This window comes from Neobacillus cucumis (assembly GCF_016908975.1).
Classification (GTDB): domain Bacteria; phylum Bacillota; class Bacilli; order Bacillales; family Cytobacillaceae; genus Neobacillus; species Neobacillus cucumis.
On sequence record NZ_JAFBEX010000003.1, the window covers coordinates 36,513 to 62,213 of the forward strand.

The window sequence follows — 25,701 nt, forward strand, 5'->3', positions numbered from 1 at the left end:
AGGCTGTTGATTTCCGCTCCAGGTGCTCGCTTTCCCCGGGCGTGCCGGGGAGCCTCCTCGGCGCAAAAGCGCCTGTGGGGTCTCCCCTGCCCCGTACTCCCGCAGGAGTCGAGCGCCTTCCGCTTCAATCAACATAGTATAAAATCAACAATGTCGTTTAACAAAGCCTATTTAAAAGAGGGATATAGTGTATCCACCTTATAAAACATCTTTGTAGGTAGCTTCGGCGTTTTTCAGCTTATCCACTTCTTCTTCTACTCCTGTTTTTGCATTGATGAATATTCGATACGTATCATCACCCATAGTTCCAAGGAACTCGTAGCATAAAACATCTTGGTTTAAATCATTCACAATCATCGCTTGCCGATGTTCCATTACCTTTAATTTTGGATTCACTTTAGCACGAGCTTGTTCTAGGGTTAGTGTTGGTTTTTCTATTGTTCTTGTTTGATAGGATTTTAAGTACTCTTCAGAAGAAACACCTATAATATCTCCATTATCCAATGCTACCTTAACTTTTACTGATTCAGGATAAATTCTTACCCCATTAATATTTGTAACAAAATTAAAGACTCCAACATGGTCATATTGTGTACTTTCAAAGAGCTCTAAATTCTTAAATCCTGTTTCTCTTAAAAAAGCAGATGCTTTATTGTTTGCATCATTTAAACTTAGGACTTGTTTATTAATATCCCGATTATTAATAAACCAGATCGGGTGCCCTGCCTTTTTGGTTATATCCATACTAGCTTCTTGGTTTGCTTTTTCGTTTTCAATTACTACACTGTAAAAGCCAAAATCAGATCCCTTTCCATTATCTGTGACTTTTACATTCGCATTGCCGTTAAATTTTATATATTTTTTAGCAATGTTGATAGCTTCTTGACGAGAAATAGTCTTCCCTTTTATTTTATTAAAGTTTTCATCTTTTGTTTGCAAATTGGTAAAGGTAGGTCCTAGGTCAGTTTCATCATAACTAGTTACCGTTTTTTCAACAGTCTTAAATCCATCAATAATCGTGTTATCTGTATTTTCTTTGCCGGAAGCAAGGGCCATCTCTACGTCCATCCAACGAAGATTATTTTTAAGGATCAAATGCTGAACATTGCGTAATTCGTTTTGAATATCACCTGACCGCTTATAGAGTGTTTGAAGCGTTTGATACTCCTTATCTGTCAATGGCTCTTTTGATAGGTCCCTAACTGCTGTTCGATAACTAAAATTACCAATGTTCGCTAAAAATTCTTCAGTTTTATTAAATGGTAATAATGTCAACGGCAGCTGCCCAACATCCCCATGTGCTTGTGACGTAAGTCTCCATACCTCAACTAAAGAAGGGGATAAGGATTCCTTTGAATTCATAGCCAATGTAGCCCCGATTTTTTCGTGTAAAAGATCCATTCGATATGCAAGATTGTGAAATGCTCGTTGATAGTTGTTTTCAGCATTAATTAGTACCGCATTTTTCTCTTGATGTTCTTGATAGCCCCAATATGCCGTACCTGCAATACCGAGTGCGAGAACTCCTATCAAAATTCCTCTAATCAATTTAACTCACCTCTCTATTTACAAAATATATGATTACCGATTCGTTTTATTTGAGGTCTGCCCCAAATCCAGCTGCTTGTAGCAGTAGCAGGGTTAAAGTAATACAATGCTTCCCCCGATGGATCCCATCCATTAATAGCATCTAGGACAGCTTTCTTAGAAGTTTCATTGGGTGTCAGCCAAATTTGTCCATCAGCAACTGCTGTAAATGCACCAGGTTCAAAAATAACTCCGGAAACGGTGTTAGGAAATGAAGGACTGTTCACACGGTTTAAAATAACAGCAGCAACAGCAACCTGACCTATATATGGTTCTCCTCTTGATTCACCATTTACAGCATTTGCTAATAGTCGGATATCATTTTGCGAGTATCCTTTTGGTGTATTGGACGCGGTTGTTTTAGTGGCAGTTGTATTAGTTGCTGTCGAATTTTGTGCCGTTTGTTTAGTATATTTTGTCGCTTTTGTTAATTTTGCCTTGGTAGTTTCCCCAGCAAGTCCGTCAATCGGTAAACCAAATTCATATTGGAAATTTCTCAGTGCCCAATAGGTGCTCCAGCCAAATACCCCATCTATGTTCCCGTGATAGAAGCCAATATACTTAAGCCTTGATTGCAGTTCAATTACATCCTCACCAACGGCCCCTCTTTGAATAATCTGATTGGTAAAAGCATGAACCTTTTGGTTCTCCAATAAAGAAAATGGCATAAGACACGAAAAAATGATGATGAGGAATTTTAGTTGGATGCTTTTCTTTATCATGGAATAATAACCCCCAATTTGAATCTTTTTAACAGTAATCCTATTTTTTGTTTAATTGGTGTTTTTATTCCATTTCGACAAAGAAAAAACCCTTCAACAAATTGTGAAGGGTTAAAAAACTTTAATTAAGGGCCTGTGAGCTGTATATTATTTTATAAAATGACTGGTCTGTTAAAACTTAATGGAATCTAAGCCACTGGCCATTGCTACCGCCAATTTCATTCTTGCCTTTTTAGAATCATTATCACTTCCTAGGATTACACCCTTTTTATAAAGGTCATATGCACTTCCTTCATAATCATACGTTGTATAGACAGCCCCTTCTTCAGCACTGGTTGTAATCACCAATTTAATACCCGCTTTAATGGACTTTTCTAATTCTTCCATCATTTTAGGAGCGACCTGTCCTCGTCCAACTCCTTCGAGGATGATTCCAGCAACACCTGCTTCTCGGGCAGCTTTTATAAACTTTCCGTCGGCTCCGATATAGCACTTAATAATTTCAACTTCAGGAATCGAGTTCTTAATTTGATAATATTCTCTTTTTATTGGTCTCTGAAAAACATGGACATTGTCATTATCAATGATTCCTAAATAACCGAATCCAAAAGCATTAAACCCTTGGATGTTGGAGGCATGTTCTTTTTTAACATATCTAGCCGCAAAGATGCGTTCATTAAATACAACAACAGTCCCTACTTCCAGTAAATCAGGAGAGCAAGCCGAATAAATAGCGTGTCGAAGGTTAATGTATACATCACTACCTAAATCTTCGGGTGAACGTTGCGAACCCGTCACCACTACTGGTCTACGGTCATTTATGGTTAAATCCAAAAAATAGGCTGTTTCTTCCATGGTATCCGTTCCATGGGTGACAACGACACCAGAAACTGTCGAATCTTTAAAATAATCCTCTATTTTATTCTTTAAAATGACTAAATCGTCAAATGTAATATGAATACTAGCCTTTTGAAAAACAGATTCGACAATGACCTCAATTTCATTTGGCAGATTACACATGGCAGCCAGCTCTTCACCCGTAATAGCTCCTGAAGCTAATTTTCCAGAAGTCTTATTTGCTTTACTCGCAATTGTTCCACCTGTTGTTAAAAGAACAACCTTACCCATTAATAATCACCCTTTAATTTCTTTTTCTAGTATAGATTGTGCAATCTGACCTCCATGAAAGCGACCATTTTCAATAAAAATTTCATTTGCATTATTACCAGCTGCAATAACACCAGCAATAAAAATCCCACTGATATTCGTTTCCATTGTGTCGGGGTCGTGAAGAGGTCTGCCCGTTTCATCATCGATTCCAATACCCATTTTTAATAAGAATTCATGATCCGGATGATAGCCTGTCATAGCAAAAACAAAATCATTTTGAATGGTTTTTAGGACACCATCCTTCATATAGATGACTTGATTTTCGGTAATCTCGTTTACATTTGCTTGAAACTCCATCGTAATAATTTCATTTTTTACCAACGATTCAAACTCTGGCAATATCCATGGTTTTATACTTGGAGAATATTCTTTCCCACGGTATAAAACCGTTACCCTGGCTCCTGCCTTTACAAGTTCAAGTGCTGCATCAACACTAGAATTTTTCCCTCCAATGACACAAACATCTTTATCAAAATAAGGATGGGCTTCCTTAAAATAATGGAAAACTTTCGGTAAGGATTCACCTGGAACATTCATATAATTAGGATGGTCATAGTAACCTGTAGCCACGACCACATAGGCAGTTTGATAGGTACCTTTATCCGTTTTAACCTGAAAAAGTTCTTTCTCCTTCGAAACTTCTAATACGGTCTCAAAAGCATTAATCCGCAGCTGTTTACGCTTTACGACTTCCCTATAATACACTAATGCCTGGTTTCGTTTCGGTTTGTAATGTTCTGTTACAAAGGGGAAGCCGCCAATTTCTAATTTTTCACTTGTACTAAAAAAGGTTTGATGTGTGGGATAATGATAGATTGAATTGACGACATTACCCTTTTCGATAATTAAAGGTTGCTTCCCAATTTCTTGTAAAGCAATTGCTGCCGCTAATCCGCAAGGTCCCCCGCCAATAATGATTATTTCTTCTATTTGCATTTAGAACATCTCCTTAAAAGACAAAAATTATATAATGAACGCATTATTTTAGTTCAAAAAAAAATCTCCTACCGTAACATGATAGGAGATTTTCTATTTAGTTTCAACAAACAAAGCTTTTCATGAACGAGCGGTTAATTAAATCCAACCTCTAAAACGGCTGGCTTCGGCCATTTTTCTTACCCCGATCATATAAGCCGCAAGGCGCATATCAACTTTACGAGTTTGCGCAGTATTATAAATATTTTTAAATGATTTCACCATTACTTTTTCTAATTTTTCTTCTACTTCTTCTTCTGTCCAATAATAGCCTTGATTATTTTGAACCCACTCAAAATAGGAAACTGTTACTCCACCAGCCGATGCTAAAACATCGGGAACCAGTAATATGTCACGCTCAGTTAAAATTTCTGTTGCCTCTAAAGTAGTCGGGCCGTTTGCAGCCTCAACCACAATTTTCGCACGAATATTATGAGCATTGTCAGCTGTAATTTGATTTTCAATTGCTGCCGGAACTAAAATATCACAATCAAGTTCTAATAGCTCTTTATTGGTAATCGTATTTTTAAATAATTTAGTAACCGTGCCAAAGCTGTCCCTTCTATCCAATAAATAATCAATATCCAGTCCGTTTGGATCGTATAATGCTCCATATGCATCAGAAATGCCAATTACTTTTGCCCCAGCATCATGCATGAACTTAGATAGATAACTGCCTGCATTGCCAAAACCTTGAACAACTACCCTGGCTCCTTCAATTTGTATACCTTTCTTTTTAGCCGCTTCTCGTATACAGATGGTTACACCTTTTGCCGTTGCTGATTCGCGCCCATGCGAACCTCCTAAAACAAGCGGCTTTCCTGTAATAAATCCGGGTGAATTAAACTCATCAATTCGACTGTATTCATCCATCATCCATGCCATAATTTGTGAATTAGTAAATACATCTGGAGCTGGGATATCCTTTGTTGGACCGACAATTTGGCTGATTGCTCTTACATAACCACGGCTTAATCTTTCAAGCTCTCTAAAGGACATATCCCTTGGGTCACAGACAATTCCACCTTTACCTCCACCATAGGGAAGATCAACGATCCCACATTTCAAGCTCATCCAGATTGACAGGGCTTTCACCTCTGTTTCCGTTACATTCGGATGAAAACGAATACCACCCTTGGTAGGTCCTACAGCATCATTATGCTGTGCACGGTATCCTGTAAATATTTTAATTGAACCATCATCCATTCTTATTGGAATTTTCACTGTCAGCAAACGAAGTGGCTCCTTTAAGAGCTCATAAACTTCTTCAGGATAACCTAACCTTTCAAGGGCTTTATGTATAACTGTTTGGGTTGATTTTAACACATCTTGGTGTTCTCCCTCTTGATTAGTTTGACCATTTGCTTTTTCGGCTGCCATTTGAAATCCTCCTAGAAAATGCTTTACGAATGTTGTCCTCTTTCAGAGACAAGTATACACGTTTAATCGATTTATGCAAGAAGAAAAGATTAGACTAATTCTTTTAGTGGAAACGCTATCATAAAATTAAAAAATTTCAGGAAACAAAAATTAAATAGGAAAAGATTTATTAAATATAAAGGGGCATTCCGCCCCTTATATAATAATATTGGTTGTTATCTAAAATAATGAAGAAGCGTTTCAATAGCAACATGTTTCATCACAGGCTTACCATATTCAGCAAGTACATATGGACTTAGTATAGATGGATTACCAAACTCTGATAAAATACAAGCAGCCTTTATTTTTTTGGAGACTTCTACATTGTCCATTAATAGATAATAGCGATTTTGAAACCAATAGAGTGTTCCACCATAAATGTCTAAAATTGAAAGTCTTTTTGATAGACCAATTAGATCTTCGAATTCGTCAAACTCATATATGAGTTCCTCGCATCCCTCAACCCTTACTTGCATTTCAATATAACCATCATATAATAAATCTTCATCATCTTTTACTTCATCAACCGTGATGATTAAAATCATTCCTTGAGCCTGAAGGGAGAAAATTTCTACAGCTACAGAACCCTGAATGTCAACATCAAATTCCTCACTAGCCTCTTCAAGCATATCATGGAAGAGTTGATTCCATTTACTTGAATCCTTCCAGATATCCTCTTTTGAAAGCCCTCTTTCAAACAAATCATCTGAGGTTAGAAATATTTTTATTTTATTGGCCGTTAAGCGTTCTAAGCGCATGCTTTTGCCCCCTGCCGTGACGTAACTCTTGTTTTCAGTGTATGCCACAGAGGAATATTGGTGATTTGTCTCCTCAGCCAATCTTTTGGATTCCTTGTTTAACTGTAATAAGATGCGTTTCAGCAGGTGCTCCTAACCTTAAAGGAACTCTCGTGGTTCCATAACCATTGCTAATCAAAATCGTTGTATTTTCAAGCTTTTTTATCCCTCCCTTTTTAAAAGGGCTATACCCCATAATATGTATTTGTCCTCCATGAGTATGTCCGGAAAGCACTAAGCTAATGTTAGATTCATTCAGGATCTTATCTGTAATATCTGGAATATGACAAGCTAATATTTTAAAATTGCTTTCTTCCGCATCTATTAAGGCTAAGTCAAGCCGATCACGTTCTTGACTGCAATCATCGACACCTAAGAGCGATAATTTTTCTCCTTGCCCAGATTCAAAGCTTACAGCAGTATTATCCAAGATTTTTACACCCATATCTAGTAAAGTAGCATCCAATTTGCGAAAATCCACCTCATAATCGTTGTTTCCCCAAACAAAATAAACAGGACCAATTTGTTTTAATTTTAATAAATTTGCTTTTACTTGCCCAAAGGAAACTCCTTTTTCCGTTAAATCTCCTCCAATGATGACAAAATCAGCTTTACCTTTTACACTCTCGATAATGAAGTCTGAGATAACACGTCTATGAATATCCGATATAAAAAATATCGTCACCTTACCAAACGATTCTGGAAAATCTGGAAAGTATAACTCATGTTCCACTACTTTATTTAGGAACGCCTCTCTGACCATAAAAATGAGAAGAAAAATAATTCCTAATAACAATACCACGAGGCACCAAATAATCACGTATTCTCCCCCCTTAAAGTTCTATGGAAATCATACCATAAACAAGACCTATACTAAAAAAGATGCATCACAATACTATTAATATAAAAATCCTTCCCATACAGTGTATGAGAAGGATTTTCTTTATTCCCTCTTTATTCCTAGTCTTCTTGTATACTTAAAATTCTAAAGCCGTGTTCTTCAAGTTTCTTAGTAAACCTGCTAATATTGTCTTTCTTTTCAATCTTCATGACAATTCGACGGACAAGTTTATCAGTCTCATCAAAAGTAACGAGGGAAATGATATGCTCATGAAATTGATGAGCAATTTCCGATAACCTAGCAATACGCCCTTCTGTTTCAATCGATGTAAAGGCAATTCTTACTCCTGGTCGGTTGACACCAAATGCACTCTCAAACGAACTTAAAACATCCGATCGTGTTACTACTCCTTGAAAGGTATTATGGTCATCAACAATCGCTAATAATGGGAAATCCTTCAAATCGAGAAGTGTTTTTTCAAATAATTCTCCACCCAGCAAAAATTTATCTCCATGTGAAGTGACATCGCTTACAATTGTGAAAGTCAAATAATCATCCTTTTGCTTACCTGAATGAAAAAAGCCTTCATAGATATTGAATCTTGTTATAACACCTACGTATTTATCACCATTTAATACAGGAAGCCCATCAATTTGGTGTTTTTCTAACCTATCCAAAGCATCGTTTAGTGTTTCATCAGCATGAGCTATAATGCATTCATGCTTAGGGATCATAATATTTTTTACAAACAATTCCCATCACCTCCTAAATAAAGTCCTATATGGTTTATTATACTTCTTCAATCCCTTGAAAAACCGTTGATAATATTAAAGATTTATGTCATGTAATTAAAATCTTCTCATAAGATTAAATGATATTGAATAAAGGGAGGGCGACTATGAATACACATATTAAGACTTTTCATCCTTACGTTAGTCCTTTTGACCCTTGTAAGCCAATCCTTGAAAAAGCATACTCCACACCACCCAATTTATATATGGGCTTTCAACCGCCAAATTTACCTCAGTTTACACCACTTGAAGCACTAAGGGCAGGGACTTTATGGAAAGACTTTTACGACCCTTGGTTTAGTCCTCTTGAGCCAGGTAAAGGAGGACTTCCGCAATGAAACAAGTTCCTGCGGAATATTATCAATTAATGGAACAGCTTCAAGCAGTGGATTTTGTTTTAGTTGAATTAACCCTATATTTAGATACACATAATGATGACCAAGAAGCTATACATCAATTTAATCATTATGCAAAAGAAAGAAAACGAATAAAAAAGTTATTTGAAAGTCAGTTTGGACCTTTACAACAATATGGTAACAGCTACTCAGGCTATCCTTGGAACTGGGATGATACTCCTTGGCCATGGCAGGTTTAATTGAGGGGGGATTTCGATAATGTGGATATATGAAAAAAAACTACAATATCCAGTCCGAGTTAGCACATGTAATCCAAGACTGGCTAAATATTTGATTGAGCAATATGGCGGTGCTGATGGTGAACTTGCTGCTGCACTTCGTTACTTAAACCAGCGATATTCGATTCCCGATAAGGTAATTGGACTTCTAACCGATATCGGAACCGAAGAATTTGCCCATCTTGAAATGATTGCCACAATGGTCTATAAACTCACAAAGGATGCTACACCAGAACAAATTAAAGCTGCAGGTATTGAAGACCACTATGTGAATCATGATAAGGCATTATTTTACCATAATGCTTCAGGTGTACCCTGGACCGCTTCATATATTCAAGCTAAAGGTGATCCAATCGCAGATCTTTATGAAGACATTGCCGCTGAGGAAAAAGCAAGAGCAACCTATCAATGGATCATCAACCTTAGTGATGATCCAGATTTAAATGATGGATTAAGATTTTTACGTGAAAGAGAAATTATTCATTCACAACGATTTCGAGAAGCCGTTGAAATTATAAAGGACGAACGGGGAAAAAAGAAAATCTTTTAGTAAGTAAAAGAAGCAGCTGTATATCTGCTTCTTATTTTTTTTCATGGTATAAATTAATATCATATTGTTTCTTCATAATTTCAAATACAATATGGCGGTTTTTCCATTCATCTTCTCTCTTCCACAGATCCTTACTTCGATCAACAATTTCACACCTTAGCTCCTGATATTCTTTCTCCTTTTTATCCTTTTGTTGTTTCAACAAATTCATTGCGCCAAATCCTACAATGGTAAAAGCCAATATATAGACAGCAACCGTATCATTTATAACAGCAGATAGTAATGCTATAAAAGAAAGTGAATATTGTTTATAAAAATTAATATAGAAGTCAACCGCAAAAATAAAGGCAAAAAAGAGTGTTCCATATATCGAAATGTAGTGCCACTTTTTCACATCATCGAATTTTTTTTTCCTTTTTCTCACGTTTTCTAACATTTGCTTTGTTGCTTGATCGGTATGTTCAAGTTGTTGAATTGGTGAGTCCATCAAAAAGTCCCCCTCCCTATTTCAATATATATATTTATGATCTTGTCCTAGGATTTATGTTTGGAACAAAAAAAAAAAACCGATTCAAGATCGGTACAGGCTGTCGAAAAACTCTCGATAGCCTTTTATTTATGTATTTTAACAGTTCACCGCGTTAATTTGTTATAATATTATTAATTTATGCTTTGGAACATGTCTGTTGATTGGCGCTCCAGGCACTTCGCTTTCCGCGGGCGTTCCGGGGAGCCTCCTCGGCGCTAAAGAGGAGGGCACTGAAAAAGTGCTTTTCTGTTTAATTATGAAATTTCCGAAAAAACTAATCCCAAAATTTCACCGTTTTTCAATATCAAAGTGGGGGAATTCAGTCTATTTTACCACTAATTATAAACTGGAAGTGGGGATGGGATTTTCAGGAATTAGTTTCGCATTAAATTTCACAGACTTTTTCAGTGGCCTCGCTAAAGCGCCTGTGGGGTCTCCCCAGCCCCGTACTCCCGCAGGAGTCTTCGTACCTTCCGCGCCAATCAACAGAGTGTTTTTCAATAAGGTCTTATACTGAACTAGTACATATTAAAATTGGTGAAATCAATGTTTAAGCTAAAAGAATCTAGCCAAAGTGAATATGAATTTGCGTCTATTGATGATTTAGTTCCTGAAGACCACCTTCTCCGTCTAATTTGATAAATTTATTGATTTTTCATTCCTTCTTGAAAAGGTTCGTCCTTTTTATAGCGATGACAATGGTCGACCATCTGATCCCCTTATTCTGTTTGTAAAGGACTTTTTGATCGTGTTTCAATACTTTAAGTTGATTTACTTCCCTGTTGATTGGAGCGGAGGGCACTCGACTCATGCGGGATAGAGAGGTCACTGGAGACCCCGCAGGCGCCATTGCGCCGAGGAGGCTCCAGGACCTCCTCGCGGAAAGCGAGTGCCTGGAGCGGAAATCAACAGGCCCATTTGCAGGACAAACTATAAATTATGACAACATAAAAAATTGCCGAGAAAAATACCCTTTCTCGACAATCTGAACCGATTCAAGTTCGATAAACTTTATTTATGCAATTTTGAGGACTATTTTCCTTGGTCTATTTTTTCAGTTTCAGTTTTCTTTGTTTTACTATTCGTTTTAACATTTTCAGAATTTGTCTTCTCAAGATTAATGGTTTCATATCCTACTGAATTTCCAGAAGTTTTTTGTGTCCCAGTGACTTTCTCACTTTTCCCCTTATAGGAGATTACACTAAAAATGATAATTGGAAGAAGGATAAAGCACAAAACTAATAAGCGAATGATAGGATATTTAATCTTCCATTTTGTTTTCCTTTTCTTTTGCCTATGGACTTGCTCTCTTGGCGGTAGGTTCTCACTAGAACTGTCAATTTTTTCATTTATCTTTTGAATCCGCTGTTTGAGTCTCTCCGCTTGATCTCTGTATGGTACTTCTTTATTCACAGAGCTGTTCCTCCCTGTTTATTAAGGTCATCATTTGATGTCTGCCTCAATTTTATATATACGCCTAGCAGAAAGTCTATGACAAAATGCATCATAATCGTTACTGCTAAATTGCCGGTCCAATTGTATATAATCCCTATAAAAAAACTTAATAAAGTAATATTTAAAAAGAGGAAGAAATTAAAAAGGTACCGATAATGAATAATGGCAAAGATGATACTTGCCAAAATTAGACCCACCTTTGTTTGGATAATTCCCCGAAAGAGCAATTCTTCACTGAACGCTACAATGATAGCAATGAAAAAAGTATGAAATACATGTTTATTTTTAAAAATTCTTTCGTTTAATCCCCCGTCATCATAATAGGATGCAGGCAGCCATTTCATTAACAAAATATCCACTATTACTATCATCACACCTACAGGAAAACCAATGGATATAATATGGACATCCTTCCAATCCATCTTTTTCAAATAGGAAAAGTGATCATATAATACTGCTCCTAGGATAAGCGAAAGAACTAAAAGAATAATTTGTGTTAGATACAGGTGATATAGTAACTCTTTATCCGATAATGCTGAAATGATTTGATTATACTTTCTTTTCATTTACTCAACTCACTATTGATTAGAATTTTCGCTAGATAATCCTTCCAATTCTCTTCTGTTGTCTCTCTTAAAAGAGTATGTGACGTTGCTTGATAAGCACTTAGATTTACCCCACAAATATCACAGCAAGAAGGAATCTTGTTATGGACAAATTCTTCCTCGAAATAATCAAAAATAAATTCACGGCGGCACGTATCAGCATGCACAAAACGTCTCATGTGAAAGATGTTACCTATCTTCACTTGTAATCTTTCTCTCACAAACTCTTGGATTGAAGATTTGATCAACTCAAGATTACTCATTTCGATATCCGGATTATTGATAAATTCCTTTATAATTCTCCATTGGATTTCAGAAAATCCGCCTTGTTTACTTAACTCTTGATTTAATTCCACCCGACCATCACCTGGGTTACTCTGTTCGGTTAGCTTATTAAATAACCAATCAATTTGCTGTTGCGATGGTAATTCCGCTTCAGCCAACTGAAGCGGCAGCTGTTCATCACCTGGTGCATATAACAGAATCGCCACACTTGGCAGCCCATCACGGCCTGCCCTGCCAATCTCTTGAAGGTAAGATTCCACTTGCATAGGGAGATGAAAATGAATAATAAACCGAATATTTTCTTTATTTATTCCCATACCAAAGGCACTAGTGGCACAAACAACGTCAAGCTGATTATGAATAAACTGTTGTTGAATCAGCACCCTTGTGGTTGGCTCTAAACTGCCATGATAAGCCATTGCTTTACATATACCTTTTTCCATTAATAAGGCTGCCATTTGGTCAGCTGCTTTTTTACTAGAAAAATATATAATCCCTGGTTTTTGTAATGCAGAAACAAGCTCAATGGTTCGATGTTGTTTTTCGTGATAAGCATTTAATCTTTCAAGATGGAAGGCAATGTTTGGACGATCAATGGTCGATTCTATTTTTGTTATTTCATTAGCATCAATCCCTAATGAATGAACTATATCTTCACGCACCTTTTTAGTAGCCGTTGCCGTAAGAGCAAGTGTTAAAGGACTGTTTAACTTTTTTCGTATTTCACCCAACTTAGAATAGTCCGGACGAAAATCATATCCCCACTGTGAAATACAGTGGGCTTCATCAACCACAAACAAAGAGATGGTCAACTGCTGTAAGACCTTAATAATAAAAGGAACCCACAACATCTCAGGTGATATAAAGATGAACTTGTAGTCATTAATATGACGTAGTACGTCGTTTCTTTCTGAAACAGATAGAAATGAATTTAAAGCAATAACTCTTTTTTCACCTAACCGCTTCATTTGCTCTACCTGATCCTGCATTAAAGAAAGTAAAGGGGAGATAATCAATGTTTGCCCTTGTAGAAGATAAGTAGGTAACTGGTAGCATAATGATTTTCCCGTTCCTGTTGGGAGCATCGCCAATGTGTGCTGTCCAGCAAGAATTGAAGTGATAACTTCCTTTTGTCCAGTTTTAAATGAAGGAAAACCAAAGTATTTTTTTAAATGAGTTTCTAGTTCCATTCTCTATCACCATATTTGGCTAATATTAACCTAATTTGAAGGTAGGTCGCAGCCTTCACTTGATCTTTTATTCGTTTTAGCTGTCTTGTCCCATTACGGCGTGAAAAATCGATAATCTCTTCTTGCAAATGTTTGTCAACGTATGGATCTATTGAGAATTCTTCAAGATGAAGGGCAAATTCTACTAAATGATCTTCAATTGTACTTAATTTTAAATTTCTTAAATCTGCAATTTCTTTTGCAGAATATCCCTGTTTCAAAAGATTCCAAGTTTTTCTTGAAGAGAGGGTTAATACATTCTCTTTATCCAGGTCATTTATTAAGAAAATTAACATCGAAAAACGGCTGGAGTTCTTTTGAATCGTCTGAATTAAATAATGAATAATTTGAATGAATTGCAGATGATAATCGTGAATGTCCATCTTTAGCTTCATTGCTGCTTGGAGTGGCGTTAACCCTATTTGCTGGAATCCGGTTAAGCGAAACACTAAAATGGAAGGATCTAAATTCTTCCCCTGATTAAAACTTTCTGTTAATTCCGAGAACAAAATCCTACCTAAATCATTTCTAGGCTTATTTATTTTTTTCAACACCGATTTCAGCCAATTTTGTAAATCTATATTTTTTTGAATGGGAACATATTTTGTTTCCTCATATACTAGGTTTGAGATAACCTGAGTCAACAATGACAATCTATCCCAAAATAGCATTGTGTAAGTATGATAATTCCAACCATCTAAATAATGATCAAACCATTTACTTTCTAAATACTCTAACCCAGCAACTGTTAATTGGTATTGTTGTTCACCACAAATATCAATCAAATTTTTTCTAAACAAATCCTCAGTGATTTGTTCAAATGCTTCTCTAGTTAGCTCTCCATAAACACCAAAAAATTCCTTCAAGGAAAATAAATGGGCATCTTGTATTGTTTGTGATGACTTTTTTCCATTTAAAAGATGATAGATGGAATAAATGGTCCGTTCACCATTTAATTGTTTAAGACAAAATAAAATTACGGTTTCTAAATGCAGCATTTGAATCCACCACTTTTTCGAATAAATCGACAAAAATCCACATTTTATCTGATTTTATTTTATCATGAAATTTGATTAACTGGTGGGCTAATATTGAAGAAGTTTCATCAAAATGATAATATTCAATCCATGCACTAATATCATTTTTCTATTGAAAAGTTGCTCTTACAGCTTTACAATAGGAATGAGTATTTCGTTTCCATATTTCTCAAATTAGGAAACACTGAAGAATAATATTTGTTATTTCCTGGGAGGTTTTTTTATGGCAAAGTATACAATTGTTGACAAAGAAACATGTATCGCTTGTGGTGCATGTGGCGCAGCAGCACCAGACATTTATGATTATGATGATGAAGGGATTGCATTCGTTACCCTTGACGATAATGAAGGGATTGTTGAAATCCCAGATGTATTAATCGATGACATGATGGATGCATTTGAAGGCTGTCCAACTGATTCAATTAAAGTTGCAGACGAGCCATTTGAAGGAAATCCAACTAAGTTCGAATAATTCTTTTTTGTTAAAAATGAACCTCGTCTTTTACAGGCGGGGTTTTTATTTCAGAATAAGAAAGTATAAATATTGACTTTGTGAATTGTCTAGCTCCAGCGCCTAGCCCCTCGAGGTCACAAGCCAATCCGTCCAAAAGGTTAAAGAACAACCTTTCGGCCGGCTTGTCTTGTGCTTGTCGGGGCTGATCAAGGCGCTTGCGCTTTTCTAATTCAAAAATAACAAGAGCAACCGTGAAGGCAGCTCTTGTTGTTATTTATACACTTTTTAGATTCTTATTCATCCATACTTGCAGACGCACAAACAGCAACATGAATATGACTGACATCATGATACCCTTTAATATATTAAAAGGAAGGATAGCGGGAACAACCAAATTTCTCATATCGGGGAAACCCATCAGCAGTGTATATGCAGGTAAGATTGCAATATAATTCAAGGCACTCATTACCACGGCCATAATGATGGTTCCAGCTACTAACGCAATGGTCATCCCTTTCCTCGTTTTAAGTTTATTATAAACAAAATAAGTTGGAAGGACGAATACAATCCCTGCGATAAAATTGGCAATATGACCAACTGGTATTCCAGTTTGACTTCCGGTTGCTACATAATTTAAAACATTTTTGATAAACTCTACTAAAATACCAGCAAGCGGCCCAAAAATTAAGGCAGCAAATAATGCTGGAAGGTCACTGAAGTCAACGAATAGAAAATTAGGGAATAATGGAAGCGGGAAGTTTAATAGCATTAATAGATAGGCTATACTGCTCAGCATTCCAATTGAAACATAAGCTTTAACATTTAATCTCTTTCTTTTAACCATTGTCCTCTCTCCTTTTTGATCCATCATGTTAGGAAGAGAGGTTCAGCCAAACAACGCCCAAGATAAACAAAAGCTCCCTCAAGATAAATTTCTCGAGGGAGCTAACAAAGGCATGCTTAATAAACATTCAATTTCCATGATTTTTTGAATGTCTGCAGAACCTCCATCTTCTCCCATCCAGACTATACTGTCGGCTTTGGAATCGCACCAAATCCTGCCTAAAAAGGCTCGCGGGCTTAAGAGTATTACTCTAATACCGCCGATCGGGAATTTCACCCTGCCCCGAAGATAGATCGATATTAAATTATGTGTATATTATACTAAAGAAAAATTAATTTGTTAACCCTTATAATTACGAAATAATTTTGTCTATAATTTCTCTATAAAAAAATCCGCAGGATCACAACTGCGGATTGGTTAATGAACTTATGGGACATATAATATTTGTTTAGGTTTAATAAGATCTGTTGTTAAGTGATTAAGATTTTTTACTGCCCTAACAGAAGTCTTCAGTTTTTGAGAAATCGTATATAGGGTGTCCCCTTCTTTCACTACATATTTATTCAAGGTGGCGGAACTGTCGTGCTGTTGTGAGCGTATCTGTGAACTTGCAGCTAAAACAGAGTCACCTACCTTTGTTATGCCAGCCTGAACAGATTCTCCCACATCTGCTTTACCCAATAGCTTTTCAGGATCCAGTGCATATTTTTTATCGTATCTCCATTCGAAATGATGTACTTCGAAATGAAGATGGGTTCCCGTTGCTTGACCTGTTTGCCCCATTTCTCCGAGCAAATCACCTTGTTTTATCTTTTGTCCTTTAAATACCTGCCTTTTGTTTAAGTGGGCATATACAGTTACAAAATCATTCTGATGCTTAATAAAGACCACATTTCCATATGTATTTGAATAATAAGACTTCTCAACTACCCCATCCAGAACGGCAAGTATGGGTGTATTTATTCTTCCAGCTATATCAATACCTTTATGTCTTCCCTGTCTTGTTCCATATGTATCAGAGATGATGCCATCCGCCGGCCAAATCCAATGGTTCGTTATCACTTCATTTTTATTAATGCCTGCCGCTTCCGAATGTTTTCCTCCTAGAAATAATAAACTCACACATATTGCCATGATTATGGCAATGATAAATCTCTTTATATAGTCACGCATGACCTTTTTGTCCTCCTTATATCTTGTCCCTCCTCCCACCATATGTTCAGTCAATCAAATTTAGAACGACCAAAATATCAAATTCTATGGGAGTTTGAGCATATTTGTTATAATTTGGAGACTTCTCTTATTTTATGCATAAAAAAATCAACCGGTTTGGTTGATTTTGGGTTATTTATGGGATATTACGCAAGTTCCATAAGTGAGGTATAGGTTGGGGGTCTATTAAACATTTCCATATGCTTTTTTAAGACCTTCAAGGAGCGATGCTGTGTTGTTTTCACTTTACTTTCTGTCCACCCTAGAACATTAGCTGTTTCAGCAATGGATAAATCCTGTAAAAAGCGAAAGATTATGACAGACCGCTGATCTATCGTGCAAAATTCCAGACAATTATATATCCATCTAATTTCTTCTTTTTGGACCATAATTTCTTCGGCAAGCGGATAATCATCTTTAACTTGGTTATTGGACCAATCAAATTTTTCAAGCAGACGCTCCTTCCACCCCCTTTGTTTTCGAAAGTAATCGATTGCAACATTACGAGCAATCGAGAAAAGCCATGTTTTCTCACTGCTCTTTCCCTCAAAACGATTGTAAGACTTGAAAACCCGAATATAAACTTCTTGGACAAGATCCTCGGCTTGCTCCTTATTCCTAACCATATAAAATAGAAATTGAAAAACGTCATGATGATATTTTTGATAAAGATCATTGAAAACGGAGTCCATCAATTCCCCTCCCCGTTCATAAGATTATTCAGTCTCTCTTTATAAAAGGTTTCACTATTTAAATATAGGCTTTTTTTTTACAAAAAGGAAGATATTGACAGAATATTTTTTCCTAACTAATTCTTATCTATTAAAAAGGCTCATCAATCATAGGATGAGCTTTTTACACTTTATTAGAAACTTACTGTCTAGAGACTTCCGCTTTAATTGTTTCTTGTGAATCAAGAACAATCGGCAAATTTTTCACTAATCCTCCTTTTTTCGTGGCAGTAAGAAGGAGAATGTTGCGCCAATTCCTGTTTTACTCCGTACAGAAATAGTGCCGCGATGGGCATCAATAATATTTTTGGCTATAGCCAGTCCTAAGCCAGTACCTGCTCTGCCCCTGGTCCGAGCTTTGTCTGCCTTATAAAACCGTTCAAACACAAATGGCAGATCTTCTTCAGGAATACCCGAACCAGAATCGGCTACTTCCATTTTAACTCCTCTGGCATCTGACACAACGGTTACCTTTACTTTTCCACCTTTTGGTGTATGTCTAATCGCATTGTCGATTAAATTGGTCAGCACTTGTTCAATCCGGTCAGGATCAAAAAGAACTGGCGAGCTATCATTTTCCACTTCTGCATTCAAAAGAATTTCATTATCTTTCGCTAGACCCTGAAATTTATAAATTATGCGATTAATAAATGCGGAAAGATTAACGTCTTCGACTGATAAATGAAGATGTCCAGCCTCCATACGTGCTAAATCCAACAGTTCATTGACCAATCGTCCCATACGTAGTGATTCATCATAAATGACTTTTGCCATCTCTTTTTTCTCTTCTTGTGTTTCCGCAATGTCATCCACAATAGCTTCACTGTATCCTTGTAACATTGAAATGGGTGTTCTTAACTCATGTGAAACATTCGCAATGAAATCTTTTCTCATTTTTTCAAGCTGTCTTTCATGGGTCATGTCCCTCAGAACTGCAACTGCCCCTCGAATAAAGCGATTGCTATAAAGAGGGCTGACCAAGATGACCCAATGACGCCCTTGAAGGGATATTTCACCAATTTGTTCCTTTTCCTTTTCCAATGATTCTTGAAAAAGCTCCATCACTTGTGACGGAATGGCTTCAGCATCGGTGAATCCACCCTTTTCATAATACCAATATTGCAGAAATCGATCCGCTGGAGGATTGGTAATTAAAATCGTGCCATCACGGTTAAAGGTAATAACCCCATCAGCCATACTGCTTAAGATACTGGCAAGCTGCTCTTTTTCTTGGCTTAATGCATTCATATTAAATTTTAATTGACGGCCCATTTGATTAAAAGCAGTTGCTAATTCCCCAATTTCATCATGTGTTAAAATAGGGACTTTTGTATCGAATTTTCCTCTCGCCACCTCAAATGCCGCTTCTCTCATTTTTCTGAGCGGTGCAGTTATTCTAGTTGACAAAAAGAAGGCAAAGATGGTGGTTAGAATGATTGCAACCCCAGCCACTAGCAAGATATATTTCGTTGTTTCATTGGATGTTTCCTGCATTACTTCAAGTGATTGATAAATAAAGACTGCTCCGTTTTTTTCACCAGGGAGAGTTAATGGTATACCGATGATCGAATAACTTGCAGCCTGATCAATATCTTTGGAAGAAAGAGTAGAAACCTTTTCAATCGATTTTTTGTGGTGATACACGGCTAAGAAGTCCGAATCATTTTTGATATCATCCATAGTTAGCTTTTTATCTTTTTCGGTATTTGGCGAATAGTAGACTTCATGATCATTTTTTACAATCACTACTTTGGTCACATTATCAATAATCTCCCAAGAAATCTCCAACCCAAGTGGTAACTGATTATTTGGGTGGGCTTCCAAAACATCGGCAATCTTTTCAGCTGTATTTGTTAAATTAGTCTTTGTTTCAAGGGTGTTATGGTTTTGGAAAAGCTCAAGAAGCATGATTGTTAGGATGAACAGAACAAATGATACTAATAAAAGTATTGTAAACCAGAGTTTACCAACAACACTTCGTAAAAAGGTCATTCATTAATTACCTCAAATTTGTAGCCCACTCCCCAAACGGTCACTATCATTCTTGCAGCCTGCTCTGACACCTTATTAAGCTTTTCACGGAGACGTTTTACATGTGTATCAACTGTACGTAAATCCCCAAAGAACTCATAATGCCAAACTTCTTTTAATAATTGCTCTCGGTCAAATACTTTATCCGGTGCTTTTGCCAAGAAATACAGCAATTCATATTCTTTAGGTGTTAAACTTACTTCCTTGCCATCTGCCAGAACCCGGTGGGCATCATTATCAATCGTTAAATGTGCGAAAACAATTACATCTTTTGTCGTTGTTTCTGTTTGCAAATAACTGGTTTGTGATGAGCGTCTTAAAAGTGCTTTAACGCGTAGAACTACTTCACGTGGGCTGAATGGTTTAACAATGTAATCATCTGTCCCAACTTCGAAGCCCTGTACACGGTTAATTTCCTCACCCTTAGCAGTCAGCATAATAACGGGAGTTGCCTTTTTTTCTCTAAGCTCACGGCAGACTTCAATTCCGTCTTTACCAGGCATCATTAAATCAAGTAAAATAACGTCGTAATCATTAGTTAAAGCTTTTGCTAAAGCTTGATTTCCATCTTCTGCTTCGTCAATCATATATTCTTCACGCTCTAAATACATTTTTAATAAACGGCGAATTCTTTCCTCATCATCTACTACTAAAATTTTAACGTCTTTATCCATAATTAATCCCCCCATGGAGTTTATTTTACAAAATGGAACTGCATTTTGCTACATTTTCAAGGTAATAACTCATTTAAAGTGTGTCAATAATTTGACAATCTGTTTTTTTAGTAAAAAAGTATTGATTTTATAAAAGCCTTCACTTTTAAAGTGAAGGCTTATTTCGCTATGACCCTGCATAAGAATGAAGACCAGCGATTACTAGATTAACGGCAACTAAATTAAACATGATGATAACAAAGCCAATTACAGCAAGCCATGCAGATTTTTCACCATGCCAGCCCTTTGAAAGACGAAGATGTAAAAAAGCTGCGTAAAAAAGCCAAGTGATTAAGGCCCAAACTTCTTTTGGGTCCCAGCCCCAGAATCTTGACCAGGCCATTTGCGCCCAAATCATTGCAAAGATTAGTGCCCCAAGTGTAAATACGGGGAAACCGATAAGAACGGAGCGATAACTAATCTCATCAACAAAATCAAGTTTAATATTTTTTACAAGCGGTTTTAGTGCAGCAGCAATTCGTTTTCGTAACACGGCGCGAATAATTCCATAAAGTAACAAGCCCCCAAATAAAGACCAGATAACTGTATTCAACTTTTTGGCATTTATGATTGCAGGCATGTCAACCAATGGTTTAAACCCATCCTTTGTTACTAATTCCCCTTTATGAGGTCCCGTAATGGCGGGCATCTTATACTCCACAGCTACTTGAGTATCATGTTTATCTACCCAGTTAAATTTTTCACTGTAGCCTAAAGCTACAAAGACAGTTGAAACAGCTACAAATCCTAGTACTGTTACAAGTGCAAACATCACCATTTCAAGCCAAAAGGTTCTTTTGTTTGCCTTTGTTTGATCAATGGCCTTAACGAGATAAATTAATCCCGCAGCAAAGCTTATAGCTAAGATGGCTTCTCCCATTGCCGCAGTGGTTACATGAATATGAAGCCAATAACTCTGTAAGGCAGGAATTAATGGGGTAATTTCTCTTGGGAACATACTTGCATAAGCAATAACTAAGATTGCAATAGGCATTGTAAATAAACCAAGTAAAGTTGTTCTATAAATAAAATAAATAACAATAAATGCGCCTACTAGGGCCATTCCAAAAAAGGTGGTAAACTCAAACATATTACTGACTGGAGCATGCCCAGCCGCAATCCATCTAGTAATAAAATATCCGAGCTGAGAAATAAAACCAACAATTGTTAAAGATACTGCAATTTTCCCCCATGAGTTCGTTCCTTCTTTTTCACTCGCTCCATTTTTCAATTTAATTGATCCGCCATAAAATAGTGTAGCAATTAAATAGAGAATAAACGCAATAAATAATAAATCACTACTTATTGTTGCCAACTAGACTCCCTCCTTATCCAAATTATCTTTTTGTTGATCTTCAGGGATGCATAGCTTAGTATCTTTTAAAACCGTCTCAAGTTCCCTTTTTATACCGTACCAATTTTTATTAGTATGAGCGGCAATCCATACTTGGCCATTTTTATTCTGAATCCAAATTCTGCGATGGTTCCAATAGGCCCCTTGGATTACACCAATCATAAAGATAATCCCACCTAAAGTAATGACCCATAAGGACGAATCCTTTCGAACCGTAAATCCAGAGACATTTTTGGTTTCAATCCCTTGAAAAGCCATTTTAAACGTGTTCTCTCCAAATGGCTCAATTGTCTGCTTAATTGCAACAAAACTTGTTTCAGGTTTTGGACTATTTGGTGTGGTCATCTCAAACACAAAAGCAGGATTATTAGGTAACCGCGATTTAGTTGAAGGCTCACCATTTTGATCAAATTCAAAATCTGGAAAATAATTCATTAATTTGACGGAATAACCATTCCCTAGATCATATTTAGCTTTTGGGTCTTCCAAATCAATTTTAACCATTCCAAAAGTCTGACCCGTCTTTTTATTTGCCAACACAAAGGTCATTGATTTTAACTCACTGCGATAAGATGACTGAAAAATAGAGTATCCATTAAATTCCAATGGGTGATTAACTCTAATCTTATATTCCTTAAGCTTTTTTAATTTCGGTTTTTCCCCTGGAAGTTTTTTACTTGTCCGTTCATATAAAACCACATTGGATTGGTAGTTTTTCACCACTTGACCAGCTTCTTCGATGGCTTTTTGAAACGTTTTATCTTTGTTTTTATCGTAGTGCTGAAGAATAAATTGATTATTTTTTATGTAGTACTTTTCATTAGTCTCAGGGACAACAGCAGTTTCACCTTCCTTAACCCACAGGTCTTCATTAACATAAAATCCCGGGATAAAACGAAGCATCGCACCTATTAAGAAAATAATCAAACCCACATGATTTATATAGGGACCCCAGCGAGAAAAACGGCCCTTTTCTGCCAGCAAATCTCCATTTTCTTCTCGAATCTGATAATGTCTTCCCTTTAAATGGTTCTTGATGACAGACCAATCCTGCTCATCTGCCGACTCCGACACACCAAAAAGCCGCTGTCGTTTTAAAAAACCTTCATGTCGTGTTACCCTTTGAGCTTTTAGGGCTTTGTATAGAGGGACGACCCTGTCAAGACTACAAATGACTAATGAAATACCGATCATTGCTATAAGTAATAAATACCACCATGATCCATATAAGTCATCCAGGCCTAATTTGTAATACCATTTTCCAAACCAGCCATATTCTTGCTGATAATAGACTTCAGGAGGCAAATTGATATACATTTCTTGCGGAAGAATGGTTCCAAGCGTGGATGCAACTAAAGTAATCACAATTAGCCATATCCCTACCTTGACTGATGAAAAAAAGTTCCAAATTTTATCAATAATGGTCTTATTGTATGTTTGTGAACGGCGTGCACTCCCCTCATAGCGCATGTCAAGAAGTTCTTTATTATCTTTTTCTTTCTCATCAAGCACCTTTCCACAAGCTTCACATAACACGGTTCCATGCGGGTTTACATGACCGCATTCACATTTAACATCGTTCATTGTAAAATCTCCCTCTGGTCCCTTAAGGTTTTATTTGCTCCATAAATTCTTTTACCTTATTTTCAGTTAGTTCTCCAGTGTAATATTTTACGACTTTCCCATTCTTGTCCACTAGGAATGTTGCCGGTAAAAGGTCGACACCATATACATTCATCACTTCTTTTTCAGTATCAATCATGATTGGGAAATTCAGCCCAAGCCTTTCAGCATATTGATTTACAGCAAGTTCCGGCTCTTGAATATCAACTGACAAAACTTGAACACCTTTATCTTTAAATTGCTCATACTGATTATTGATATATGGCATTTCCTTCTTACATGGAGGGCACCATGTTCCCCAAAAGTTTAAAAATACTCCTTGCCCTCGATAATCGGAAAGGCGATGTTTATTTCCCTGCATATCGACTAAGGCAAAATCCGGTGCTTGGTCCCCAACCGCAACTTTTAATTTAGTATCTTTAGTTAGATTTTCATAAAGTGAATAGGCAACAGCAGCACCTAATATAAGTAAAATAATCGTTCGAACTACTAATCGCCGTTTTTTCATAGTTTCCCCTCCAGTACATCTTCTGGCACTGTTTGTCTAAAAAATAGATTTGTTATCTAATGTCCAACGATCATGCAAGATATTAATAGGTGACACCTCAAGAATTTTTGTTTGATTGATTCATGGCAAAAGCCCTTAGCTGCTTTACCTCATGTGGAGTCAATTCTCTTGCTTCCCCTGCTTTTAAGCCACTTAATGTCAAAAATCCATATCGTTCACGTTTTAATTTTAAGACTTCATTACCAATTGCTTCAAACATCCTTCTCACCTGGCGATTTCGACCTTCATGAATGGCAATTTCAACAATTGCTGTTTGTTTCTTATTATCGGCAGAAAGAAGCTTAACTTTTGCAGGAGCTGTTTTACCGTCCTCGAGTCGGATTCCTTTTTCTAATTTCCTTAAGTTTTCTCGCAAAGGAATTCCTTTTGTTTTAGCAACATAAACTTTGTCGATTTCGTTCTTAGGGTGCATCAGTAAATTAGCAAATTCCCCGTCATTTGTTAAAAGCAATAATCCTGATGTATCATAATCTAGACGGCCAACAGGGAAAATTCTTTCTTTATAATGTGAAAAAAAATCAGTTACTACTTTTCTTCCTTTGTCATCGCTTACACTAGAAATAACGCCTCTAGGTTTATAGAGAAGAAAATAAACAGGTTCCTCTTTTTCAATCTGAACTTCATTAACCTCAATTCTATCTGAAGGAGATACTTTCAAGCCTAATTCTGTTACCACTTTGCCATTAACTTTTACTCTACCTTCTTTAATTAATTCCTCTGACTTTCTTCTTGAAGCAATCCCCGCACGAGCGATCACCTTTTGCAATCTTTCCATTTATTTCACCTCAAAAATTCTGTTTGTAGTTGACTCATAGTAAGTTAAAAGAAAAATTCTATCTAGTAAAATTCACTATTCTTATGAATTATGACACAATTTCATCACTTTTCAAAGTAACGGGTATTAATTAAGTGAAAAAAGAATGTGATTAATGCAAAAGTATATTTTTATAAAAAATAGTAACAAAAAAAGGCATGCCCCGAGGAGAGCAAAGCCTAAGTCGTAAAATTTATTGGGTGCCAAATATAAGGACCACTACTAGAATGGAAACCATAATTCCAACCACATCTGCTAATAGTCCAACCTTTAATGCATCCCCCATCTTTTTAATTCCAACTGCACCAAAATAGACAGTTAAAACATAAAAGGTGGTATCTGTACTTCCTTGAAGTATCGATGCAAGTCGACCAATAAAAGTATCTGGACCATAAACAGCAATTAAATCACTCGTCATACCTAGTGCTGCTGTTCCTGAAATAGGTCTAATGATCAGTAATGGGACAATTTCAGCCGGAACCCCGATTGCTTTCATGTATGGCCTAAGCCAGTTCATTAAAGCATCTAATGCACCAGATGCACGGAAGATAGAAATCGCAACAAGCATCCCGACTAAGAAAGGAATAATCGATACTGCAATCTTAATCCCCTCTTTGCCACCTTCAACAAACCTCTCATAGGTCGGCACTCGTTTATAAGTTCCATATAATAGTATAAAGCCAATCAACAAAGGGATAAACGTTAGTGAAATATTCGATATGAACCCCATT

At 36.6% G+C, this 25,701-nt stretch carries 27 protein-coding genes, 1 pseudogene and 1 riboswitch; of the genes and pseudogenes, 5 read left to right on the forward strand and 23 right to left on the reverse strand.

The features are described from left to right. Positions 1-198: 198 nt before the first annotated feature. The 8 genes from ypeB to JOC76_RS04395 all read right to left on the reverse strand — a co-directional run bounded on the left by ypeB (position 199) and on the right by JOC76_RS04395 (position 8,263). Positions 199-1,548, reverse strand: a complete 1,350-nt coding sequence (ypeB, locus tag JOC76_RS04360; RefSeq protein WP_205176375.1) for a germination protein YpeB — start codon at positions 1,546-1,548, stop codon at positions 199-201. 14 nt (positions 1,549-1,562) lie between these two features. Beyond that, positions 1,563-2,255 (reverse strand): spore cortex-lytic enzyme, encoded by a 693-nt coding sequence (gene sleB / locus JOC76_RS04365; protein ID WP_372441913.1) that lies wholly within the window; start codon positions 2,253-2,255, stop codon positions 1,563-1,565. A gap of 225 nt (positions 2,256-2,480) precedes the next feature. Further along, positions 2,481-3,437, reverse strand: a complete 957-nt coding sequence (locus JOC76_RS04370) for an asparaginase (RefSeq protein ID WP_205176377.1) — start codon at positions 3,435-3,437, stop codon at positions 2,481-2,483. Between the two features lie 6 nt (positions 3,438-3,443). After that, positions 3,444-4,415: a YpdA family putative bacillithiol disulfide reductase gene (locus JOC76_RS04375; protein ID WP_205176378.1), complete on the reverse strand. Its 972-nt coding sequence runs from the start codon at positions 4,413-4,415 to the stop codon at positions 3,444-3,446. 138 nt (positions 4,416-4,553) lie between these two features. Then, a complete protein-coding gene (locus JOC76_RS04380) occupies positions 4,554-5,834 on the reverse strand; it encodes a Glu/Leu/Phe/Val family dehydrogenase (protein ID WP_205176379.1) in 1,281 nt (426 codons plus the stop codon). Positions 5,835-6,049: 215 nt separating this feature from the next. After that, complete coding sequence (locus JOC76_RS04385; protein ID WP_205176380.1) at positions 6,050-6,631, reverse strand: genetic competence negative regulator; 582 nt, start codon at positions 6,629-6,631, stop codon at positions 6,050-6,052. A 73-nt stretch (positions 6,632-6,704) separates the two neighbouring features. Further along, the gene (locus JOC76_RS04390) at positions 6,705-7,487 is read right to left on the reverse strand and encodes a metallophosphoesterase (protein WP_372441914.1); all 783 of its coding nucleotides are present in this window, start codon (positions 7,485-7,487) and stop codon (positions 6,705-6,707) included. A gap of 143 nt (positions 7,488-7,630) precedes the next feature. After that, the gene (locus JOC76_RS04395) at positions 7,631-8,263 is read right to left on the reverse strand and encodes a CBS domain-containing protein (RefSeq protein WP_205176381.1); all 633 of its coding nucleotides are present in this window, start codon (positions 8,261-8,263) and stop codon (positions 7,631-7,633) included. Positions 8,264-8,409: 146 nt separating this feature from the next. Between JOC76_RS04395 and JOC76_RS04400 the strand changes: the two genes are divergently transcribed. The 3 genes from JOC76_RS04400 to JOC76_RS04410 are packed head-to-tail and all read left to right on the forward strand — an operon-like array spanning position 8,410 to position 9,486. Then, a complete protein-coding gene (locus JOC76_RS04400; RefSeq protein ID WP_205176382.1) occupies positions 8,410-8,640 on the forward strand; it encodes a spore coat associated protein CotJA in 231 nt (76 codons plus the stop codon). Further along, a complete protein-coding gene (locus JOC76_RS04405; RefSeq protein WP_205176383.1) occupies positions 8,637-8,897 on the forward strand; it encodes a spore coat protein CotJB in 261 nt (86 codons plus the stop codon). Before JOC76_RS04400 ends, JOC76_RS04405 begins: the two co-directional genes overlap by 4 nt. 19 nt (positions 8,898-8,916) lie before the next feature. After that, on the forward strand, positions 8,917-9,486 hold the full coding sequence (locus JOC76_RS04410) for a manganese catalase family protein (protein WP_205176384.1): 570 nt from the start codon (positions 8,917-8,919) through the stop codon (positions 9,484-9,486). Positions 9,487-9,517: 31 nt separating this feature from the next. Here JOC76_RS04410 and JOC76_RS04415 read toward each other — a convergent pair whose 3' ends face one another. Then, positions 9,518-9,973, reverse strand: a complete 456-nt coding sequence (locus tag JOC76_RS04415; RefSeq protein WP_205176385.1) for a DUF2663 family protein — start codon at positions 9,971-9,973, stop codon at positions 9,518-9,520. 588 nt (positions 9,974-10,561) lie between these two features. On the opposite strand from JOC76_RS04415, the pseudogene JOC76_RS29860 reads away from it, so the two are divergent. Then, a pseudogene (locus JOC76_RS29860) lies at positions 10,562-10,745 on the forward strand (transposase); the annotation flags it as partial. 302 nt (positions 10,746-11,047) lie between these two features. Here the strand turns inward: JOC76_RS29860 and JOC76_RS04420 are convergent. The 4 genes from JOC76_RS04420 to JOC76_RS04435 are packed head-to-tail and all read right to left on the reverse strand — an operon-like array spanning position 11,048 to position 14,587. Beyond that, positions 11,048-11,428 carry a hypothetical protein gene (locus JOC76_RS04420; RefSeq protein ID WP_205176386.1) on the reverse strand — a complete coding sequence of 127 codons (381 nt, stop codon included), beginning with the start codon at positions 11,426-11,428 and terminating at the stop codon, positions 11,048-11,050. After that, complete coding sequence (locus tag JOC76_RS04425; protein WP_205176387.1) at positions 11,425-12,036, reverse strand: CPBP family intramembrane glutamic endopeptidase; 612 nt, start codon at positions 12,034-12,036, stop codon at positions 11,425-11,427. The genes JOC76_RS04420 and JOC76_RS04425 overlap by 4 nt, the downstream gene beginning before the upstream one ends. Continuing rightward, the gene (locus JOC76_RS04430; RefSeq protein ID WP_205176388.1) at positions 12,033-13,550 is read right to left on the reverse strand and encodes a RecQ family ATP-dependent DNA helicase; all 1,518 of its coding nucleotides are present in this window, start codon (positions 13,548-13,550) and stop codon (positions 12,033-12,035) included. Before JOC76_RS04430 ends, JOC76_RS04425 begins: the two co-directional genes overlap by 4 nt. Continuing rightward, positions 13,541-14,587 (reverse strand): YpbB family protein, encoded by a 1,047-nt coding sequence (locus JOC76_RS04435; protein WP_205176389.1) that lies wholly within the window; start codon positions 14,585-14,587, stop codon positions 13,541-13,543. The genes JOC76_RS04430 and JOC76_RS04435 overlap by 10 nt, the downstream gene beginning before the upstream one ends. A gap of 262 nt (positions 14,588-14,849) precedes the next feature. On the opposite strand from JOC76_RS04435, the gene JOC76_RS04440 reads away from it, so the two are divergent. Beyond that, the gene (locus JOC76_RS04440; RefSeq protein ID WP_144563023.1) at positions 14,850-15,098 is read left to right on the forward strand and encodes a ferredoxin; all 249 of its coding nucleotides are present in this window, start codon (positions 14,850-14,852) and stop codon (positions 15,096-15,098) included. Positions 15,099-15,354: 256 nt separating this feature from the next. On the opposite strand, the gene JOC76_RS04445 is transcribed toward JOC76_RS04440, so the two are convergent. The 10 genes from JOC76_RS04445 to JOC76_RS04490 all read right to left on the reverse strand — a co-directional run bounded on the left by JOC76_RS04445 (position 15,355) and on the right by JOC76_RS04490 (position 25,700). Next, the gene (locus tag JOC76_RS04445; RefSeq protein ID WP_205176390.1) at positions 15,355-15,924 is read right to left on the reverse strand and encodes an ECF transporter S component; all 570 of its coding nucleotides are present in this window, start codon (positions 15,922-15,924) and stop codon (positions 15,355-15,357) included. Positions 15,925-16,085: 161 nt separating this feature from the next. Beyond that, positions 16,086-16,218, reverse strand: a riboswitch (FMN riboswitch). 132 nt (positions 16,219-16,350) lie between these two features. Next, positions 16,351-17,097: a peptidoglycan DD-metalloendopeptidase family protein gene (locus JOC76_RS04450; protein ID WP_205176391.1), complete on the reverse strand. Its 747-nt coding sequence runs from the start codon at positions 17,095-17,097 to the stop codon at positions 16,351-16,353. A gap of 185 nt (positions 17,098-17,282) precedes the next feature. Then, positions 17,283-17,828 (reverse strand): RNA polymerase sigma factor SigX, encoded by a 546-nt coding sequence (sigX, locus tag JOC76_RS04455; protein WP_205176392.1) that lies wholly within the window; start codon positions 17,826-17,828, stop codon positions 17,283-17,285. A gap of 246 nt (positions 17,829-18,074) precedes the next feature. After that, entirely contained in the window at positions 18,075-19,859 is a 1,785-nt protein-coding gene (locus JOC76_RS04460; protein ID WP_205176393.1) for an ATP-binding protein, read from the reverse strand. Then, on the reverse strand, positions 19,856-20,572 hold the full coding sequence (locus JOC76_RS04465) for a response regulator transcription factor (RefSeq protein ID WP_205176394.1): 717 nt from the start codon (positions 20,570-20,572) through the stop codon (positions 19,856-19,858). Before JOC76_RS04465 ends, JOC76_RS04460 begins: the two co-directional genes overlap by 4 nt. Before the next feature lie 166 nt (positions 20,573-20,738). Beyond that, the gene (gene ccsB, locus JOC76_RS04470) at positions 20,739-21,926 is read right to left on the reverse strand and encodes a c-type cytochrome biogenesis protein CcsB (protein ID WP_205176395.1); all 1,188 of its coding nucleotides are present in this window, start codon (positions 21,924-21,926) and stop codon (positions 20,739-20,741) included. After that, a complete protein-coding gene (gene resB, locus JOC76_RS04475) occupies positions 21,927-23,549 on the reverse strand; it encodes a cytochrome c biogenesis protein ResB (RefSeq protein WP_205176396.1) in 1,623 nt (540 codons plus the stop codon). Positions 23,550-23,571: 22 nt separating this feature from the next. Beyond that, positions 23,572-24,096, reverse strand: coding sequence for a thiol-disulfide oxidoreductase ResA (gene resA / locus JOC76_RS04480; RefSeq protein WP_205176397.1), 525 nt, complete (start codon positions 24,094-24,096; stop codon positions 23,572-23,574). Between the two features lie 97 nt (positions 24,097-24,193). Continuing rightward, positions 24,194-24,931: a 23S rRNA pseudouridine(2605) synthase RluB gene (gene rluB, locus JOC76_RS04485; protein WP_205176398.1), complete on the reverse strand. Its 738-nt coding sequence runs from the start codon at positions 24,929-24,931 to the stop codon at positions 24,194-24,196. Positions 24,932-25,163: 232 nt separating this feature from the next. Then, positions 25,164-25,700 (reverse strand): spore maturation protein, encoded by a 537-nt coding sequence (locus JOC76_RS04490; RefSeq protein WP_205176399.1) that lies wholly within the window; start codon positions 25,698-25,700, stop codon positions 25,164-25,166. Position 25,701 lies beyond the last annotated feature (1 nt).